The 17,005-nt window shown below is 62.5% G+C and carries 14 protein-coding genes; 5 read left to right on the forward strand and 9 right to left on the reverse strand.

What is annotated here, in order from left to right; translation table 11 throughout:
• Positions 1-248 precede the first annotated feature (248 nt).
• Positions 249-1,391, reverse strand: coding sequence for a ribonucleotide-diphosphate reductase subunit beta (locus NA29_RS22265; protein WP_039393274.1), 1,143 nt, complete (start codon positions 1,389-1,391; stop codon positions 249-251).
• A gap of 589 nt (positions 1,392-1,980) precedes the next feature.
• Here NA29_RS22265 and NA29_RS22270 point away from each other — a divergent pair.
• On the forward strand, positions 1,981-2,961 hold the full coding sequence (locus NA29_RS22270) for an aldose epimerase family protein (protein WP_039393277.1): 981 nt from the start codon (positions 1,981-1,983) through the stop codon (positions 2,959-2,961).
• A 115-nt stretch (positions 2,962-3,076) separates the two neighbouring features.
• Here the strand turns inward: NA29_RS22270 and NA29_RS22275 are convergent, their stop codons facing one another.
• The 5 genes from NA29_RS22275 to NA29_RS22295 all read right to left on the reverse strand — a co-directional run bounded on the left by NA29_RS22275 (position 3,077) and on the right by NA29_RS22295 (position 9,435).
• Positions 3,077-6,028 (reverse strand): ribonucleoside-diphosphate reductase subunit alpha, encoded by a 2,952-nt coding sequence (locus tag NA29_RS22275; RefSeq protein WP_039393280.1) that lies wholly within the window; start codon positions 6,026-6,028, stop codon positions 3,077-3,079.
• A 374-nt stretch (positions 6,029-6,402) separates the two neighbouring features.
• The gene (gene ampD / locus NA29_RS22280) at positions 6,403-7,002 is read right to left on the reverse strand and encodes a 1,6-anhydro-N-acetylmuramyl-L-alanine amidase AmpD (RefSeq protein ID WP_039393283.1); all 600 of its coding nucleotides are present in this window, start codon (positions 7,000-7,002) and stop codon (positions 6,403-6,405) included.
• 501 nt (positions 7,003-7,503) lie between these two features.
• Positions 7,504-8,016, reverse strand: coding sequence for a DUF1269 domain-containing protein (locus NA29_RS22285; protein WP_039393286.1), 513 nt, complete (start codon positions 8,014-8,016; stop codon positions 7,504-7,506).
• A gap of 231 nt (positions 8,017-8,247) precedes the next feature.
• Positions 8,248-8,544 (reverse strand): PP0621 family protein, encoded by a 297-nt coding sequence (locus NA29_RS22290; protein WP_039393289.1) that lies wholly within the window; start codon positions 8,542-8,544, stop codon positions 8,248-8,250.
• Between the two features lie 6 nt (positions 8,545-8,550).
• Positions 8,551-9,435 carry a cytochrome C assembly family protein gene (locus NA29_RS22295; RefSeq protein ID WP_039393291.1) on the reverse strand — a complete coding sequence of 295 codons (885 nt, stop codon included), beginning with the start codon at positions 9,433-9,435 and terminating at the stop codon, positions 8,551-8,553.
• Positions 9,436-9,546: 111 nt separating this feature from the next.
• Between NA29_RS22295 and ffh the strand changes: the two genes are divergently transcribed.
• A complete protein-coding gene (ffh, locus tag NA29_RS22300) occupies positions 9,547-10,911 on the forward strand; it encodes a signal recognition particle protein (RefSeq protein ID WP_039393294.1) in 1,365 nt (454 codons plus the stop codon).
• A 107-nt stretch (positions 10,912-11,018) separates the two neighbouring features.
• A complete protein-coding gene (locus NA29_RS22305) occupies positions 11,019-11,567 on the forward strand; it encodes a hypoxanthine-guanine phosphoribosyltransferase (protein ID WP_039393295.1) in 549 nt (182 codons plus the stop codon).
• 135 nt (positions 11,568-11,702) lie between these two features.
• On the opposite strand, the gene NA29_RS22310 is transcribed toward NA29_RS22305, so the two are convergent.
• Complete coding sequence (locus NA29_RS22310) at positions 11,703-12,296, reverse strand: MarC family protein (RefSeq protein ID WP_039393298.1); 594 nt, start codon at positions 12,294-12,296, stop codon at positions 11,703-11,705.
• A gap of 147 nt (positions 12,297-12,443) precedes the next feature.
• On the reverse strand, positions 12,444-14,183 hold the full coding sequence (locus NA29_RS22315) for a proline--tRNA ligase (protein ID WP_039393300.1): 1,740 nt from the start codon (positions 14,181-14,183) through the stop codon (positions 12,444-12,446).
• Positions 14,184-14,410: 227 nt separating this feature from the next.
• Between NA29_RS22315 and NA29_RS22320 the strand changes: the two genes are divergently transcribed.
• Together NA29_RS22320 and NA29_RS22325 are read left to right on the forward strand one after the other, a co-directional pair.
• Entirely contained in the window at positions 14,411-15,097 is a 687-nt protein-coding gene (locus NA29_RS22320; RefSeq protein ID WP_371328947.1) for an RNA pyrophosphohydrolase, read from the forward strand.
• An 85-nt stretch (positions 15,098-15,182) separates the two neighbouring features.
• Complete coding sequence (locus tag NA29_RS22325; RefSeq protein ID WP_039393303.1) at positions 15,183-15,758, forward strand: CNP1-like family protein; 576 nt, start codon at positions 15,183-15,185, stop codon at positions 15,756-15,758.
• A gap of 110 nt (positions 15,759-15,868) precedes the next feature.
• Here the strand turns inward: NA29_RS22325 and proB are convergent, their stop codons facing one another.
• Positions 15,869-17,002: a glutamate 5-kinase gene (gene proB, locus NA29_RS22330; RefSeq protein ID WP_039393305.1), complete on the reverse strand. Its 1,134-nt coding sequence runs from the start codon at positions 17,000-17,002 to the stop codon at positions 15,869-15,871.
• Positions 17,003-17,005: the final 3 nt, after the last annotated feature.

Here is a 17,005-nt window from a genome sequence, read left to right on the forward strand (position 1 = left end):
GTGTGTTCGATGTCTTCGACGTGCTCTGCTGTGTCTTCGACATGCGCTTCGTTGCGATCTCTGAAGCGATCTCCGAAGCAAACTTTGAAGCGAGAACTTCAACGTGCGAGTGAGGATGATGTGTGTGACCGAAGTCTCTTCTTCGTCTTCTCTTGCATCAGTCACGCGTGCCAGGCACGCACACATCACCCTCTCGAAACCCGCATGGATGCTCGCTTTGCGCGACGCATCCATTTTTCACTCAATGCTTAGTCCCAGCTCAGTGCGCCACCGGTCTGGTACTCGATCACTCGCGTTTCGAAGAAGTTGCGCTCCTTCTTCAGGTCGATCATTTCGCTCATCCACGGGAACGGATTCTCTTCGTTCGGGTAGAGCGCTTCGAGACCGATCTGTGCGCAACGACGATTCGCGATGAAGCGCAGGTAGCTCTTGAACATGCCCGCGTTCAGACCGAGCACGCCGCGCGGCATCGTGTCTTCTGCGTAGCGATACTCGAGCTCGACCGCCTTCTTGAACAGCTCGCGAATCTCTTCGCGGAATTCCGGCGTCCACAGATTCGGGTTTTCCAGCTTCACCTGGTTGATCAGGTCGATGCCGAAGTTGCAGTGCATCGACTCGTCGCGCAGGATGTACTGATACTGCTCTGCAGCACCGGTCATCTTGTTCTGACGGCCCAGCGCCAGAATCTGCGTGAAGCCCACGTAGAAGAACAGGCCTTCCATGATGCAGGCGAACACGATCAGCGAACGCAGCAGCTTCTGGTCAGCTTCCTGCGTACCCGTCTTGAACGACGGATCGGCCACCACCTCAATGAACGGCAGCAGGAATTCATCCTTGTCGCGAATCGACGCCACTTCGTGATACGCGTTGAAGATCTCGGCTTCGTCCAGACCCAGGCTTTCGACGATGTACTGATAGGCGTGCGTGTGGATCGCTTCTTCAAACGCCTGACGCAGCAGGAACTGACGGCACTCCGGCGCCGTGATGTGGCGATAGGTGCCCAGCACGATGTTGTTCGCGGCAAGCGAGTCGGCCGTCACGAAGAAGCCGAGGTTGCGCTTGATGATGCGGCGCTCGTCTTCGGTCAGACCGTTCGGATCCTTCCACAAGGCGATGTCGCGCGACATGTTGATTTCCTGCGGCATCCAGTGGTTCGCGCAACCGGCCAGGTACTTTTCCCAGGCCCACTTGTACTTGAACGGGACCAGTTGGTTCACGTCCGTCGTGCCGTTGATCACGCGCTTGTCCGAGGCGCTCACCCGGCGCGTCGACTGCGAGGCGATCGTGTGCGGCGTGTCGTCTTGCGTGCCCAGAATGTTCGATGCAGGCGCAGCCGGTGCTGCGGCAGGTGCCGGTTTGGCGGTGGAGGTCTCTTCTTCCCAGTTCAGCATAGGGTCTCGGTCCGTTCAGGTTGATGCGAAACACGTTTGGCACGCGTATCGCCGAAGTGACAGATCAGCCGTTCGCGCACGAAGGCCGACGAAAAAATTGCGATATTGCTGCCGTCAATCAGAGGACGACGACGAAAAATCCGCGAGTGGCAATGCTTGGTATTGGGGGTAAAGCAGATTCGCTTTCGCGCAAATTTGAATGACAACGTCGACGATGACTCCGGTCCCGAGGCTGCAATCTTTGTCTTGCAACATCATGATCTCCCGACGTCGATCGAATGACTCCAATTTAGCACAATACCGTGATGCATTCCAGCCCATCGACACCATATATTGTGTCGAGTTATGCCGCCACCACAATACCTAGTGTTTGCGAGCATACCGCCGTCACGCGACGTGCGGCCTTGCGGGACCGGCATCTTGCCACGAAACGACGTCGCACGACAGCGTTTGCAGTGCATCAAAATGACGCGCGGCTGCATTGGCGTATCCTGTGCGGCAAGCGCCAAAGCGTCGCGGACCGGAACACAAGATTTCGGCGCGCGCCACTGCCTCCACCTCCCCGGCGCCAACGAAGGAGATACTGACGATGACATCTTCACGCGCCGACGGCGCAAAGGCCCCGGCCACCCCGGGCGCCCCGGCTGATCAACCGGGTCCGACACCGCTCACCCTCACCCCCGGCAAACCGATCCGCCTTGCCAGGGGTGCGCTCATCGCCGAAGTGCAGCCGGGTTGCGGCGCGCGCCTGTCCCGTCTGGCGCGTCGCGACACCCGCGGCGACCTGTTCGACTACCTCGTACCGCTCGGCAACGAGCCATTTTCCTCCGACGAATGGCCCAAGGCCGGTGCATTCCCAATGCTGCCGTATACCAATATGTTGCGCGACGACACGCTGCACTGGCGCGGCAGCACCATCGCCGTTCACGAGGCGCCCGCCACCTCGAGTTCGTTGCATGGCTGGGGACTGCGACGCGCGTGGGAGGTCGTCGACGAAAGTCCGCATTGCTGCGTGCTGCAACTCGACAGCCCCGCGCAACCCGAATGGCCCTGGCACTATCAGGCCTACCTTTCGGTGACGCTCGACGACCAAGGCGTCGACATGCAGCTCTCGCTCACCAACCTCTCGGCGCAGGAGATGCCTGCGGGGCTCGGCCTGCACCCGTACTTCCGCTGGCCCGCAGGCGCGCGCGTGACGTTCGAGTCCGAGGCGCTCTGGCGTTCGCCGTCTGAAGATATCCGCTGGCCGAGCGAGCAACGCGTGCACGTCGGGCCGATGGAAGTGGTGTCGGTCGGTGGTGGCCTCGATACGGGCGGACGTTCGACGTGGTTTGCCGAAGTCCCCACTGAGTCGGGACGCTTCGACGCCCGCATCGACTATGCGGGCGGGCTGCGCAGCGCCACCGTACGCAGCGACGATGCCACCTGGCTCGTCCTGCACTCGCCTGCGGGTCGCCCCTATCTCTGTCTGGAGCCATCGACGCATCGCGTGGGCGAGTTCGACACCGACCACGCAGTACTCGCTCACGGTCAGACGCTCGATCTGTCGATGCGAATCGATCTGGCCTGATCCGAAAACGGACGTTGGCCGCAGCCAAAGAAAAACCCCGTCGCCCTTTCGGATCGACGGGGTTTTCCCGAGGACGCGTGCCGCATGTGACATGCGGCACCGCATCACAAACAACTTACTGGCAAGCCTCGCACTCTTCGAAGCCCGGGTCGCCCGGACGCATCGTGCAGACGGCGCCTTCGGCTTCCGGCATCGGCTGCGCCAGCGGCGAGGTCGGCTCGGCCGAGAAGCCACCCGACACACCACCCGAGCTCGGCACCGCGTTCAGCGCACCGTGGCTGACCGTCGACTTCTCGACGTGCGTTGCGGCCATCGTACGCAGGTAGTACGTGGTCTTGAGCGCACGCGTCCACGCCAGCTTGTACGTCTCATCGAGCTTCTTGCCCGACGCGCCAGCCATATAGATGTTGAGCGACTGCGCCTGATCGATCCACTTCTGACGACGTGACGCCGCTTCGACCAGCCACTTCGGCTCGACTTCGAACGCCGTGGCGTAGATCTCGCGCAGGTCGGCCGGCACGCGGTCGATACGGGCAAGCGAACCGTCGAAGTACTTCAGGTCGGCGACCATCACTTCGTCCCACAGACCGCGGGCCTTCAGGTCACGCACCAGGTACTCGTTGACCACCGTGAATTCGCCCGACAGGTTCGACTTCACGTACAGGTTCTGGAACGTCGGTTCGATACAGGCCGACACGCCGATGATGTTCGAGATGGTGGCCGTCGGAGCGATAGCCACGCAGTTCGAGTTGCGCATACCGTGCGCGGCAATGTGCTTGCGCAGGCTGTCCCACTCGAGCGTGCTCGACAGATCGACGTCGACATAACCGCCGCGCTCTTCCATCAGGAGCTTGAGCGAGTCCTGCGGCAGAATGCCACGATCCCACAGCGAGCCCTTGTACGACGAGTACTGACCCCGTTCCTTGGCCAGCTCGGTCGATGCCCAGTAAGCGTAGTAGCAAACCGCTTCCATCGAACGGTCGGCGAACTCGACGGCGGCGTTCGATGCGTACGGCGTGCGCAGCAGGTGCAGGCAGTCCTGGAAGCCCATGATGCCCATGCCCACCGGACGGTGATGCAGGTTCGAGTTGCGCGCCTTCGCCACCGCGTAGTAGTTGATGTCGATGACGTTGTCGAGCATGCGCATCGCCACGCGAATGGTGCGTTGCAGCTTCTCGTGATCCAGCTCGTAACCGTTGGCCGTCTGCTTCAGGTGAGCCACGAGGTTCACCGAGCCGAGGTTACACACGGCGATTTCCGTCTCGCTCGTGTTGAGCGTGATTTCCGTGCACAGGTTCGACGAGTGCACCACGCCCACGTGTTGCTGCGGCGAGCGAATGTTGCACGGATCCTTGAACGTGATCCACGGATGGCCGGTTTCGAACAGCATGCCCAGCATCTTGCGCCACAGCGCTTGTGCCGGCACCTTCTTGAACAGCTTGATCTCGCCGCGTGCGGCCTTCTCTTCGTAAGCCGTGTAAGCCTGTTCGAAGGCGCGGCCGTATTTGTCGTGCAGATCCGGGCAGGTCGACGGCGAGAACAGCGTCCACTCCGCACCTTCCATCACGCGCTTCATGAACAGATCGGGAATCCAGTTCGCCGTGTTCATGTCGTGCGTACGGCGACGATCGTCACCCGTGTTCTTGCGCAGTTCCAGGAATTCTTCGATGTCCAGGTGCCACGTTTCCAGGTAAGCGCAGACCGCGCCCTTGCGCTTGCCGCCCTGGTTCACGGCCACGGCCGTGTCGTTGACCACCTTGAGGAACGGCACAACGCCCTGGCTCTTGCCGTTCGTGCCCTTGATGTGCGAGCCGAGAGCGCGAACCTGCGTCCAGTCGTTGCCCAGACCGCCGGCGAACTTCGACAGGAGTGCGTTTTCCTTGAGCGCTTCGTAAATGCCTTCCAGATCGTCCGAGACGGTCGTCAGGTAGCACGACGAGAGCTGCGAGCGACGCGTGCCCGAGTTGAACAGCGTCGGCGTGGAGCTCATGAAGTCGAAGCTCGACAGGATCTGATAGAACTCGATCGCACGTGCTTCGCGCTCGACTTCGTTCAGTGCCAGACCCATGGCCACGCGCATGTAGAACGCTTGCGGCATTTCGATGCGATGGCTATCGATATGCAGGAAGTAGCGGTCGTACAGCGTTTGCAGGCCGAGGTAGTTGAATTGCAGGTCGCGGTTGGCGTCGAGCGCGGCGGCCAGCTTGCCCAGATCGAACGAGAGCAGTTGCTCGTCGAGCAGTTCGGCTTCAACGCCTTGCTTGATAAAGCGCGGGAAGTATTCGATGTAACGCGCAGCCATCTCGCCCTGCGGCACTTCTTCGCCGAGGATTTCGCGGCGGATCGTGTGCATCAGGATACGAGCGGTGACCTGGCTGTACGCCGGTTCCTTCTCGATGAGGGTACGCGAGGCAAGGATCGCCGAATCGTAGACCTGCGACAGCGGCACGCCGTCGTACAGGTTCTTGATGGTCTCGGCCAGAATCGGCTCGGCGGTGACTTCGCTGCCGAGATTTTCGCAGGCTGCGCTCACCACGCCACGCAGTGCCGCCATGTCGAGCGGGCGCGACACACCGTTGTCGGTGACATGCAGCACCGGGGTGTCGGGCGTTGCGGACTCTTGCGCGGCCTCACCGGCGTGAGCGCGCTCTTGCGAACGCTTCTCACGGTACAGCACATAGGCGCGAGCGACGTTGTGCTCGCCTTCACGCATCAGCGCGAGTTCGACCTGATCCTGAATGTCTTCGATGTGGAACGTACCGCCGTTCGGGCGGCTGCGCACCAATGCGCGCACGACGTTCTCCGTCAACTGCTCCACGAGCTCGCGTACGCGCGCCGAAGCCGCACCCTGACCGCCGTTCACTGCCAGGAACGCCTTGGTCACTGCGATTGCGATCTTCGACGGCTCGAAACCCACCACCGTGCCGTTGCGTCGGATCACTTTGAAGTCGGCGTTGGTCGCCGGTTCGAATGCGCCCGTCGTCTGGGGCGCCGACGCACCCGTGCCACTGCCAGCGTTCGCGGCGGGCGTCGGGTTCGGGCGGGTGAGGTTTTCGTTAGTCTGCATGTAAAAACTCCCGTTCCAATGAGATGGTGCTGTTAGCGCACTTCCACCAGCAATACTGAGTACTGAAGTCGGCAAAAATGCGCCCTGGGGGCGCCGATGGAGCGAAGTGCTGAACACCGCACGACCGACGGACGGCCAAGGGTTCGAGGTGTCCGCTGCACGGCTTTGCTGCTGTGCCGCCCCACAAAACGCCGCAGGACAAGCACGGTATTGATGGATCTTGCTTCCCGGTCACTGACCACTATATGTAGTGGTTGGGGGCCGGATTGGCACTAAGTATAGTGGAGATGACGCACTCCGCAAACTCAAAAATTTCATTCCCGGGAAGGCCCGTCGGGTCTTCGTGTCAAGCAAAACCTGCCGCCCGGTGAGGGTTAATCTGCCTTCTGAAACGGCAACGCCTGCGCTTCCAGCGCGGCCATCCGCCGCAGCCGTTGCCACTCGAAGTGTGGCCCCGGGTCCGTCTTCCGACCAGGTGCTATATCGGCATGTCCGGCCACGGCTTGAATCGGATAATGCTCACGCAAAACACGCGTAAGCGCCGCCAATGTCGCGTACTGCGCCGCCGTGAAAGGCACGTCGTCCGTCCCTTCCAATTCGACGCCGATCGAGAAATCGTTGCAGCGCGTGCGTCCCTCGAACGACGACGCCCCCGCATGCCACGCCCGCGCATCGCATGAAACGAACTGTTGCAACGCACCATCGCGACGCACCAGAAAATGCGACGACACGTGCACGCCGCGAATCTCGTCGAAGAACGGATGCGCGTCGTGATCGAGCCGATTCTGGAAGAACGCCGGAATCTCGTCGCCGCCGAATTGCCCCGGCGGCAGCGAGATGTTGTGGACCACGAGCAAGCCGATGGGCATGCCTTGTGGACGCACGTCGAAGTTCGGCGACGGCAGGCGCTCTGCCTCCCGCACCCATCCTTGCGCGTCGAGTGTGAGCGCTGGCAGTTTGTCCGGCGCGTTCATGCGTCTGCCCTCGAACGCGTGGCGGCGTCGACATCCATGCACCGTCCGAATCGACTCATCGATGAAGACGAGGTAGATAGCAGCGGGGCAAACGACCGGAGCGAAACGTTAGGGGACGCAGATGACTGGAGCATGACGGGCACAACGAACTCCCGTAGAGCGAGGGGTGGCATTGTAGCCCACTTGGCGTGACGTCGCCGGTGACCGGCCCGGCCGGAGAGTCCGCCGCGAGGCAAGCGAAGTCCCAGTGTCATGTGGGACTTCGTCCGAAACAAGTCGAAAAATAAAAAGGAAATTCCCAAAGAAGAAGCCCCTCGCCTGACCTGGCCGAGAGGCTTCCGTGGGCGTGTCCACGCCCGGGGATGGCGCCGCTCTCGTGTCATACAACACGGACACCCTCCCGCGCCGCTCACAGGTGCGACGCTAATGGCCGTTGCCGGCCGGTAAAACGCGTTTGCACTCTCGATACCGTCACTGTCCTTGGTCTCCCTCCGTTCGATTTCAGGGGAACGCCGGAATCGCGGCCTCGATGCCCTCCATATGGGCTTCGGGGTGATGCTCCTTGAGCATCTCGCGAATCTCCTCGACGCGGCTCTCGCGCACATCCACCATCAGCAGAATCATGCCGCGCTCCAGCGGTTCACGAAACGCCTTGAGTCGCGAGTTGGGCACCGAGACACCGATCATGCTCGACACCCATGCGCCGAACAGCGCGCCGAGCGGTGCCGTCGCGATCATCAACTCCCATTGGGGACGTGTGCCCACGATGGGGAAAAACGCCGCGACTGCACCGACTGCCAGACCACAGAAGCCACCGATCACGAGCCCGGCTTCGGCGCCGTGCACGATATCGGAAGTCTGTAGCAGGTTAGCCTCGTGCAGTCCCTCCAGGTCCATTTCGTCACGTGCCATAAAGTGGATGTGACGCTCCTCGACTCGGGCGAGCAACAGATCGCTCATCGTGCGCTGGGCACTGGCCAGATCGGGAAGAAGGAAATACATCCGTCTGCGCATTAGCATATTGCGCCCTCCTGTCGTCGCCCCGTCCGCCTGTAAGACCGCTTCAACGCAACTCGACGAATGGGGTCGGTTACTGTGTTTTAGTGCATGCGACAGGCATGCGCAAGCCGACGCACGTCGCGAGCGGCAACGCACGGCGTTCACAGGAAAACAGGGGCATGGGCGCGATGAGCAGAGATGCGCGCAGATGCGCAATCGCTGCGCGGACGGGCCGCGCAGCAGGACTCAGACGCGGTGTTCGCGCGCGAGGTAGGCGTCGCGATGCGCGGTGCTGCAAAAGTGTTTGCCGCCAGCGCCCGACAGCGATTCGCTTTCGGGAAGATAGGTATCGCACTCGCTGCAACGCACCATGCGCTCGGCGGGCGGCAGCGATTGCTGAGTCGTGGTCTGGCCACCATTGCCCTGCGGCGTGCGCATGCGCTCATTTCGTTGGGGGCCTTCGGAATTGCGCTTACGCTCGTTGTGGCGCATCCACCACGTTCCGGCAATAAGGAGCAACAGTAACAGCAGGATATTGCGCATCGCGCTTCAAGTCTCCGTCATGCGATGCAGCACCACCTCAAGCACGAAGCGAGAACCGACATACGCCAGCAACAGCGCCACGAACGACGCCAGAACCCAACGCAGCGCGACCTTGCCGCGCCACCCGTAAAAATGCCGCCCCAGCAGCACCGCGCCGAACATCAGCCACGACACCACCGCGAACACGGTCTTATGATCGATGCGCACCGCGCGCCCGAAGAGCGCCTCGGAGAACATCACGCCGGAGATCAGCGTCAGCGTGAGCAGCACGAACCCCGCGCCGATCAGACGGAACAGCAGCTTCTCCATCGTGAGCAGCGGCGGCAGCGTCTCAAGCCAGCGCGAGAGCCAGCCCGTCGCCTCATTGCTGCGCGACGGATGCAGTTGCCGTTCGGCATAGATCATCAGCAATGCGTGCAGCGCCGCCAGCGCGAACAGACCGTAAGCCATGTTGGCGATGATGAAGTGCGCCTTGAACACCGGATTGGCGGCAAAGCCCAGAATGCGCACGTCCGGAAAGATCATCGGCAACAGACACGCGACGGCCGCCACGGGTGTGACCATCAGTCGCAGGCTCTCGAGCGGGAAAAAGAAACTCTCGATCCAGTAGATGCCGACCGAGAGCCACAACATGGCCGAGAGCATGTACGCGAAACCGAAGTGCATGCTGTCGGCGCGGAAGATCGTCTGATGCAGCAACACCCCGTGCAGCACGAGCGCGGCGAACAGCGAAAGCTGCATCGGCCAGCGTGAGGGCGTGCCCGTGACAGGCGCAGGCGCGACTTGACCGCCCGCGAGTGCGAGCGCGGCGTCGCGCCGGTATCCTTGCCACGAACAAACCGCCAACCCGGCGTAGAGGATGGCGGTCAGCGCATACAGTAAAATAGTCATGTTTGAAGTTTACACCAGCCCATGAGGGGCGCGCTGCCGTGCTTGCCACCGCCGTCTACGGCCCGGGGGGCAGGCAACCGAGGCCGCTGAAGGTCTTACAGGATACGTTTCATGCTCGACAATCTCACTACGCGCCTTGCCAAAGTCGTCAAGACCCTGCGCGGCGAAGCCCGGCTGACCGAGGCCAACACGCAGGAAATGCTGCGCGAAGTGCGCCTCGCCCTGCTCGAGGCCGACGTCGCCCTGCCGGTGGTGCGCGATTTCATCGCCAAGGTGAAGGAAAAGGCCCTCGGTAAGGAAGTCATTTCCAGCCTGTCGCCCGGACAGGCACTCGTCGGCGTGGTGCAGCGCGAACTGACCGCGCTCATGGGCGGCGACTACGAAGGCCGTGCCGCCGAACTCAATCTCGCCACCACCCCGCCCGCCATCATCCTGATGGCCGGTTTGCAAGGTGCAGGTAAGACGACGACCGTCGGTAAGCTCGCCAAGCTGCTGCGCGGCCAGAAGAAGAAGGTCCTGACGGTCTCCACCGACGTCTACCGCCCCGCCGCTATCGCCCAGTTGGAGACGGTCACGAAGCAGGTCGACGCAGACTTCTTCCCGTCGCAACCCGACCAGAAGCCGGTCGATATCGCCCGCGCCGCCGTGGACTGGGCGCGTCGTCATCACCATGAAGTGCTGCTCGTCGATACGGCCGGCCGCCTGGGTATTGACGAAGCGATGATGCAGGAAATTAGTGCCCTGCACGCTGAGCTGAAACCGATCGAAACACTGTTCGTCGTCGACGCCATGTTGGGTCAGGACGCCGTGAACACCGCCCGCGCCTTCAACGACGCACTGCCGCTCACCGGCGTGGTGCTCACCAAGCTCGACGGCGACTCGCGCGGCGGTGCTGCGCTGTCGGTACGTCACGTCACGGGCAAGCCGATCAAGTTCGTCGGTGTCGGCGAAAAGCTCGACGGCCTCGAAGTCTTCTACCCGGATCGCATGGCGAACCGGATTCTCGGCATGGGCGACATTCTCGCGCTCGTCGAGGAAGCCCAGCGCGGCGTCGACGTTCAGGCCGCGCAAAAGCTCGCCGACAAGGTCAAGAAGGGTGGCGACTTCGATCTGAACGACTTCAAGGCGCAGATCGGCCAGATGAAGAAGATGGGCGGCCTGTCGTCGCTCATGGACAAGTTGCCGGCCCAGTTCCAGGCCGCTGCCAGCCAGACCAATATGGATCAGGCCGAGAAGCAGGTGCGCCGTATGGAAGGCATCATCAACTCGATGACGCCCGCCGAGCGCGCCAAGCCAGAACTGATCAAGGCGAGCCGCAAGCGCCGTATCGCCGCCGGTGCGGGCGTTCAGGTGCAGGAAGTCAACCGCATGCTGAATCAGTACGATCAGATGCGCACGATGATGAAGAAACTCAAAGGCGGTGGCATGATGAAGATGATGCGCAGCATGAAGGGCATGATGCCCGGCATGCGCTGATTGAGACTCATCCGGTCGCGGTCCGGTCTGAACTACGGGCTTTCCGTATATACTCCGGGCCGCACACAGCGAAACCCCCGCAACACCGTTCCACAGGGTCGCCCCATATGAACCGCGAAGAAGCGCTCGAAGTATTCCGTAATTCCGAAGAAATCGTCTCCGCAGACGAGGTCAACCGGTCCGTCGACACCATGGCCAAAGCCATCAAGGCCGCCGTCGGCGACGACTTCCCGATGGTGCTGTCGGTCATGGGCGGCGCCGCCGTCTTCACCGGCATGCTGCTGCCGCGTCTCGACTTCCCGCTCGAATTCGACTACATCCACCTCTCGCGCTACAACAACACCACCACCGGCGGTGCGATGCAGTGGCGCGTCGCGCCGCGCGATTCGGTGCGCGACCGCGTGGTGCTCGTGCTCGACGACATTCTCGACGAAGGTGCGACGATGGCCGCGATTCGCGACCGCATTCTCGAGATGGGCGCATCGAAGTTCTACAGCGCCGTGCTGTGCGAGAAGATCCTGACGAAGGACAAGCCATCGCATCCGGATTTCTGCGGCTTCACCGTGCCGGATCGCTACGTCTTCGGCTGCGGCATGGACGCCAAGGGATACTGGCGCAACCTGCCCGCGATTCGCGCGCTGACGACGCCGCGCTGATAAGAATGTCGCACCGTCGCTGGGTTCGTCCCGCGACAAAAGAGAAAGGGGCCTGTTCGCACAAGGCCCCTTTTCTTTTGTGTCACCCGGCGGCGCCCGTCGCGCGAATCAGTAACAGGGTCGCCCGAATCGGCATCAAAACTGGTGGACGAAGACTTTTACGCCCTTCAGGATCATCTCGACCGAGATCGCCACCAGAATCAGCCCCATCAGCCGCTCGAACGCCGCCACGACCCGCGAGCCCAGCCATCGCTCGATTCTGTCGGCAAGCAACAGCACCACCGCGCACACGGCCATCGTCACGCTGAGCGCGGTAATCCATTCGAGCATGCGCCCCGGTTGCTGGGAGACGAGCAGCATGACAGTCGCGAGCGCCGACGGCCCGGCCAGCGCCGGAATCGCAAGCGGGACGATCAGCGGCTCACCGGCATCCGGCAGCGAGCCGTGGTCCGGACGCGGAAAGATCATCCGCAGCGCGATCAGGAACAGCACGATGCCGCCAGCAAGCTGCAACGACAGGTCGGTGAGGCTCATCATGCGCAGGAACCGCTCGCCCACCAGCATGAACAGCAGCAGGATCGCGAACGCGATCAGCACCTCACGAACGATCACGCGCGGGCGTCGGCTCGCAGGCACGTTCTTCAGTGCGTTCACAAAAATGGGAATGTTGCCGAACGGGTCGGTAATTAGCAGCAACAGCACGGTGGCCGACGCGAACGTGTATTCCATACAGACGACGCCTTCAGATATGACAACGGCAGCCGCCGGGGCGACTGCCGTCAAGTAATGCGCTTATGCCGATACAAGGCGCGCGAGACCTGAATGCCGCGCAACGCGCTACCGGCAATGACCGGCAACGCGTCACACGTCACTCGATCAGACCGCCTTGGCGGCGCGTACCTTGCCGGTGACGACTTCCGCCACCGAGGCGGCGTCGAGCAACTGGGCTTCCGTATCGCGACGGCCCTGATACTCGATCTTGCCTTCCTTCAGGCCGCGGTCGCCGATCACCACGCGATGCGGCACGCCGATCAGCTCCCAGTCCGCGAACATCACGCCCGGACGCTCGCCACGGTCGTCGAGAATCACGTCGATGCCAGCGGCCACCAGGTCTTCGTACAGCTTGTCGGCGGCAGCCCGCACGGCGTCGCTGCGGTCGTAACCCATCGGGCACAGCACCACTTCGAACGGTGCAATCGATTCCGGCCAGATGATGCCGCGGTCGTCGAAGTTCTGCTCGATGGCCGCGCCGAGAATACGCGTGATGCCGATGCCGTAGCAGCCCATCTCCATCGGAGCCGGCTTGCCGTTCTCGTCGAGGAATGTGGCGTTCATCGCCTCCGAGTACTTCGTCCCCAACTGGAACACGTGACCGACTTCGATGCCACGGCACAGGGCGATCTCGCCCTTGCCGTCCGGCGAGGCGTCGCCCGGCACGATGTTGCGCAGATCGGCGACGATTTCCGGCTCCGGCAGATCGCGCCCCCAGTTCACACCGGTGATGTGGAAGTCCTTCTCGTTCGCGCCCACCACGAAGTCGCTCATGTGCGCGACGCTGCGATCGACCACGAGCTTGACCGGCTTCTTCGTGCCGATCGGGCCCAGATAGCCCGGCGGCGTGCCGAACCATTCGACGATTTCGGCTTCGGTCGCGAAGCGCAGTTCGCCCAGACCCGGCACCTTGCTCGCCTTGATCTCGTTGAGCTCATGGTCGCCACGCAGCAACAGCAGCCAGACCTGCGTGCCGGTGTCTTTGCTGTCGGTGGCCAGCACGATCGACTTGACGGTGCGCGCCAGCGGGATCGAGAGCAACTCGGCCACGGCTTCGCACTTGGCCTTGCCCGGCGTCGCGGTCTTGGTCATGGCTTCGGCAGCGGCCGGACGCTCACCTTGCGGCGGCAGCGCTTCGGCCATCTCGACGTTGGCCGCATAGTCCGACGTCGGGCAGTAGGCGATAGCGTCTTCACCGGTCTCGGCGATCACGTGGAATTCGTGCGAGCCCGAGCCGCCGATGGAGCCGTTGTCGGCCACCACAGCGCGGAACTCCAGACCCAGGCGCGTGAAGATGCGCACGTACGCGTCGAACATCTTTTGATACGACACTTGAAGACCCGCACGGTCCTTATCGAAGGAATAGGCGTCCTTCATGATGAATTCACGGCCACGCATCACGCCGAAACGCGGACGAATTTCGTCGCGGAACTTCGTCTGCACCTGATAGAAGTTCACCGGCAACTGACGATAGCTCTTGATCTCGCGGCGAGCGATGTCGGTCACCACTTCCTCGTGAGTCGGGCCGACGACGAAATCGCGGTCGTGACGATCTTTCAGACGGAGCAGTTCCGGGCCGTACTTCTCCCAGCGACCCGACTCCTGCCAGAGTTCGGCCGGTTGCACGGCTGGCATGAGCAGTTCCAGCGCGCCGGCGCGGTTCATTTCTTCACGGACGATGGCTTCGACCTTGCGGATCGAGCGCAGGCCGATCGGCAGGTAATCGTAGATGCCGCCGGCAACGCGGCGAATCATGCCGGCGCGCATCATCAGCTTGTGGCTGACGATTTCGGCGTCGGCGGGCGCTTCCTTGAGGGTGCCGATGAAGAAACGAGAGGCTTTCATGCAGATTTCCGGGAAAAAAGAGGGTCAACGGCGCACGCGACGGTTCGGTCTGATGCAGGGAAGCGGGGCCGGGAGGATGCGGATTGACGCCGTGCGTCATCCTCGCATCCCCTGAGACACCCGCCGGCCGTACGCGCCGCCCCGGTTACCCGAGCCGCCGCCGGCCGCCGCGCCGGTGATTATCTGTTTATAATCGAAGCAATTTTAAAGGATTCAAGGGTGGTTGTATGCTGGACCGTGAAGGCTTTCGCCCGAACGTCGGCATCATCCTCTTAAACGCACGCAATGAAGTGTTCTGGGGCAAGCGGCTGGGCGAGCACTCCTGGCAGTTCCCGCAAGGCGGCATCAAGTACGGCGAAACGCCAGAACAGGCCATGTTCCGAGAATTGCACGAGGAAACCGGGCTAAAGCCAGAACACGTCAAAATCATCGGTCGCACACGCGACTGGCTGCGTTACGAGGTGCCGGACAAGTTCATCAAACGCGAAGTGCGCGGACATTACCGGGGCCAGAAGCAGATCTGGTTCCTGCTGCGCATGGTCGGACGCGACTGCGATATCTGCTTGCGCGCAACCGATCATCCCGAGTTCGACGCCTGGCGTTGGAACGAATACTGGGTGCCGCTCGACGCTGTGATCGAATTCAAGCGCGATGTGTATCAGCTCGCCCTGAACGAACTCTCGCGTTATCTGCGACGCTCGGCTGCACGCGCCCAGCAGGACAGGCGACGGTTCCCACGCGCCGGCGCCCGGGTCGGCGAGATGCCGCCGGGGGCTACGGATGCGTCGCATGAGCAGGAGGACAGCTACGGCGGCGGCGATTGTGGCGACAGTGACGGCAGCAACACCGCCGATCCTGCAGCCAACACCGGCAATGCCGACAGTGCCGACCTTCAGCACCGCCGGGGGCACTGAACCGGGCGGCTGACGGCCTGTCTCAACACCGGACGCGGGCACGGTTGCCCGCGTCGGCTTTTTTTGATCTCTCGACCACATTCCCATGCGTCCTTCGATTGCCCGCCGCGCCCCGCGCCTGGCCACGCTTGTCTCTCTGGCTGCTCTGACGCTGATCGCCGCCTGCAGCAGCGTGTCCCAGCCCGTTCAGGACTTTGACGAATACATGGCGCAGCAGGAAGCCGCCAAGGGCAAGTGGAAGGAGGCGGAATACAAGATGCCGACCGCCGCGCCGCAAGACGCCGATCTGATCAGCTTCTCGACCCTGCCGAACGCCACGCTCGACTACGCCGTCGACGCGAAGTCCATCGAAGTCACCCGGGATGACGGCGTGGTGCGCTACATCGCGGTGATCCGCAGCAAGAGCGGTGCGCGCAACGTGTCGTACGAGGGCATCCACTGCTCGTCGTTCGAGTCGCGTCTTTACGCGACCGGTCGTCCGGACGGCACGTGGGCACCGGCACGCAACAGCGAATGGCGTCCGATCCAGCCGTACGGTTCGACCGCGTATCAGGGCATTCTGTACCGCGACTTCCTCTGTCAGGACAAGACGCCTTATGGCTCTGCGAAGGATATCGTCCAGAACCTGCGCTATCCGACGACGCCCGCCGCCTATCGCTAAGGCTGTGCCGTACCGACGCCGTCACCTCGACGGCGTCGCGACGCAAAAAAACGCCGGTCACGTATCACGTGCCGGCGTTTTTTGTCTTCGATGGTCTGCCCGGATGCGGATCAGCGCAAGATCAGGTTGTCGCGATGAATCAGTTCGGGTTCGTTCGCAAAGCCCAGCACTTGCTCGATGTCGCTGCTCGGATGACGACGAATGAGGCGCGTCTCCGAGGCGCTGTAGTTGGACAGACCGCGCGCGACCTCGTGACCAGCCTCGTCAACGCACGAGATGACTTCGCCACGCGCAAACGTCCCTTCGACGTCGATCACGCCGATCGGCAGCAGGCTCTTGCCCTCTTCCATCAGCTTCTTGCACGCGCCTGCATCGATCACCACACGACCGCGCACCTGAAGGTGGTCGGCCATCCATTGCTTGCGGGCCGTCAGGACTGCAGTACGTGCCACCAGTTGCGTGCCGATGGCTTCACCACCGGCCAGACGCACCAGCACGTCCGCTTCACGACCCGACGCGATCACGGTATGTGCCCCGCTCGTCGCTGCGCGTTTAGCCGCCAGAATCTTCGTCAGCATGCCGCCGCGGCCGATGTTCGTGCCCGCACCGCCCGCCATCGCTTCGAGACGTTCGTCCCCCGCTTCGGCTTCGTGCACAAACTCCGCGTCGGGGTCCTTGCGAGGATCGGCCGTGTAGAGGCCCGACTGGTCGGTCAGGATGACGAGCGCATCGCCGTCGATCAGATTCGTGACCAGCGCACCGAGCGTGTCGTTGTCGCCGAACTTGATTTCGTCGGTCACGACCGTATCGTTCTCGTTGATGATCGGCACCACGCCCAGACGCAGCAGCGTGAGCAGCGTCGTGCGCGCGTTCAGATAGCGTTCGCGGTCGGCCAGGTCGGCGTGCGTGAGAAGAATCTGCGCAGTACGCACGCCATGCTCGGCGAAACGCGTCTCATAGACTTGCGCGAGGCCCATCTGACCGACGGCGGCGGCGGCCTGCAATTCGTCGATGGCCTTCGGGCGCTTGACCCAGCCCAGACGCTGCATCCCCTCCGCAATCGCCCCCGAACTCACGAGCACGACCTGCTTTGGCGGACGTCCGTCGCCCCCGTGCCGCAACGCGGCGATCTGCTGCGCCCAACGCGCAATGGCGACATCATCCAGCCCGCGACCGTCGTTGGTCACGAGACTGGAGCCCACTTTCACCACGAGCCGCTTGGCATCGGCGATGACCGAACGCATGGA

The sequence above is a fragment of the Pandoraea sputorum genome (genome assembly GCF_000814845.2).
Classification (GTDB): Bacteria; Pseudomonadota; Gammaproteobacteria; order Burkholderiales; family Burkholderiaceae; genus Pandoraea; species Pandoraea sputorum.

Bases quoted from the DNA above. Each gene is read 5' to 3' on its own strand.
- NA29_RS22265 (WP_039393274.1), bottom strand. From the start codon at position 1,391: ATGCTGAACTGGGAAGAAGAGACCTCCACCGCCAAACCGGCACCTGCC.
- NA29_RS22270 (WP_039393277.1), top strand. From the start codon at position 1,981: ATGACATCTTCACGCGCCGACGGCGCAAAGGCCCCGGCCACCCCGGGC.
- NA29_RS22275 (WP_039393280.1), bottom strand. From the start codon at position 6,028: ATGCAGACTAACGAAAACCTCACCCGCCCGAACCCGACGCCCGCCGCG.
- ampD (WP_039393283.1), bottom strand. From the start codon at position 7,002: ATGAACGCGCCGGACAAACTGCCAGCGCTCACACTCGACGCGCAAGGA.
- NA29_RS22285 (WP_039393286.1), bottom strand. From the start codon at position 8,016: ATGCGCAGACGGATGTATTTCCTTCTTCCCGATCTGGCCAGTGCCCAG.
- NA29_RS22290 (WP_039393289.1), bottom strand. From the start codon at position 8,544: ATGCGCAATATCCTGCTGTTACTGTTGCTCCTTATTGCCGGAACGTGG.
- NA29_RS22295 (WP_039393291.1), bottom strand. From the start codon at position 9,435: ATGACTATTTTACTGTATGCGCTGACCGCCATCCTCTACGCCGGGTTG.
- ffh (WP_039393294.1), top strand. From the start codon at position 9,547: ATGCTCGACAATCTCACTACGCGCCTTGCCAAAGTCGTCAAGACCCTG.
- NA29_RS22305 (WP_039393295.1), top strand. From the start codon at position 11,019: ATGAACCGCGAAGAAGCGCTCGAAGTATTCCGTAATTCCGAAGAAATC.
- NA29_RS22310 (WP_039393298.1), bottom strand. From the start codon at position 12,296: ATGGAATACACGTTCGCGTCGGCCACCGTGCTGTTGCTGCTAATTACC.
- NA29_RS22315 (WP_039393300.1), bottom strand. From the start codon at position 14,183: ATGAAAGCCTCTCGTTTCTTCATCGGCACCCTCAAGGAAGCGCCCGCC.
- NA29_RS22320 (WP_371328947.1), top strand. From the start codon at position 14,411: ATGCTGGACCGTGAAGGCTTTCGCCCGAACGTCGGCATCATCCTCTTA.
- NA29_RS22325 (WP_039393303.1), top strand. From the start codon at position 15,183: ATGCGTCCTTCGATTGCCCGCCGCGCCCCGCGCCTGGCCACGCTTGTC.
- proB (WP_039393305.1), bottom strand. From the start codon at position 17,002: ATGCGTTCGGTCATCGCCGATGCCAAGCGGCTCGTGGTGAAAGTGGGC.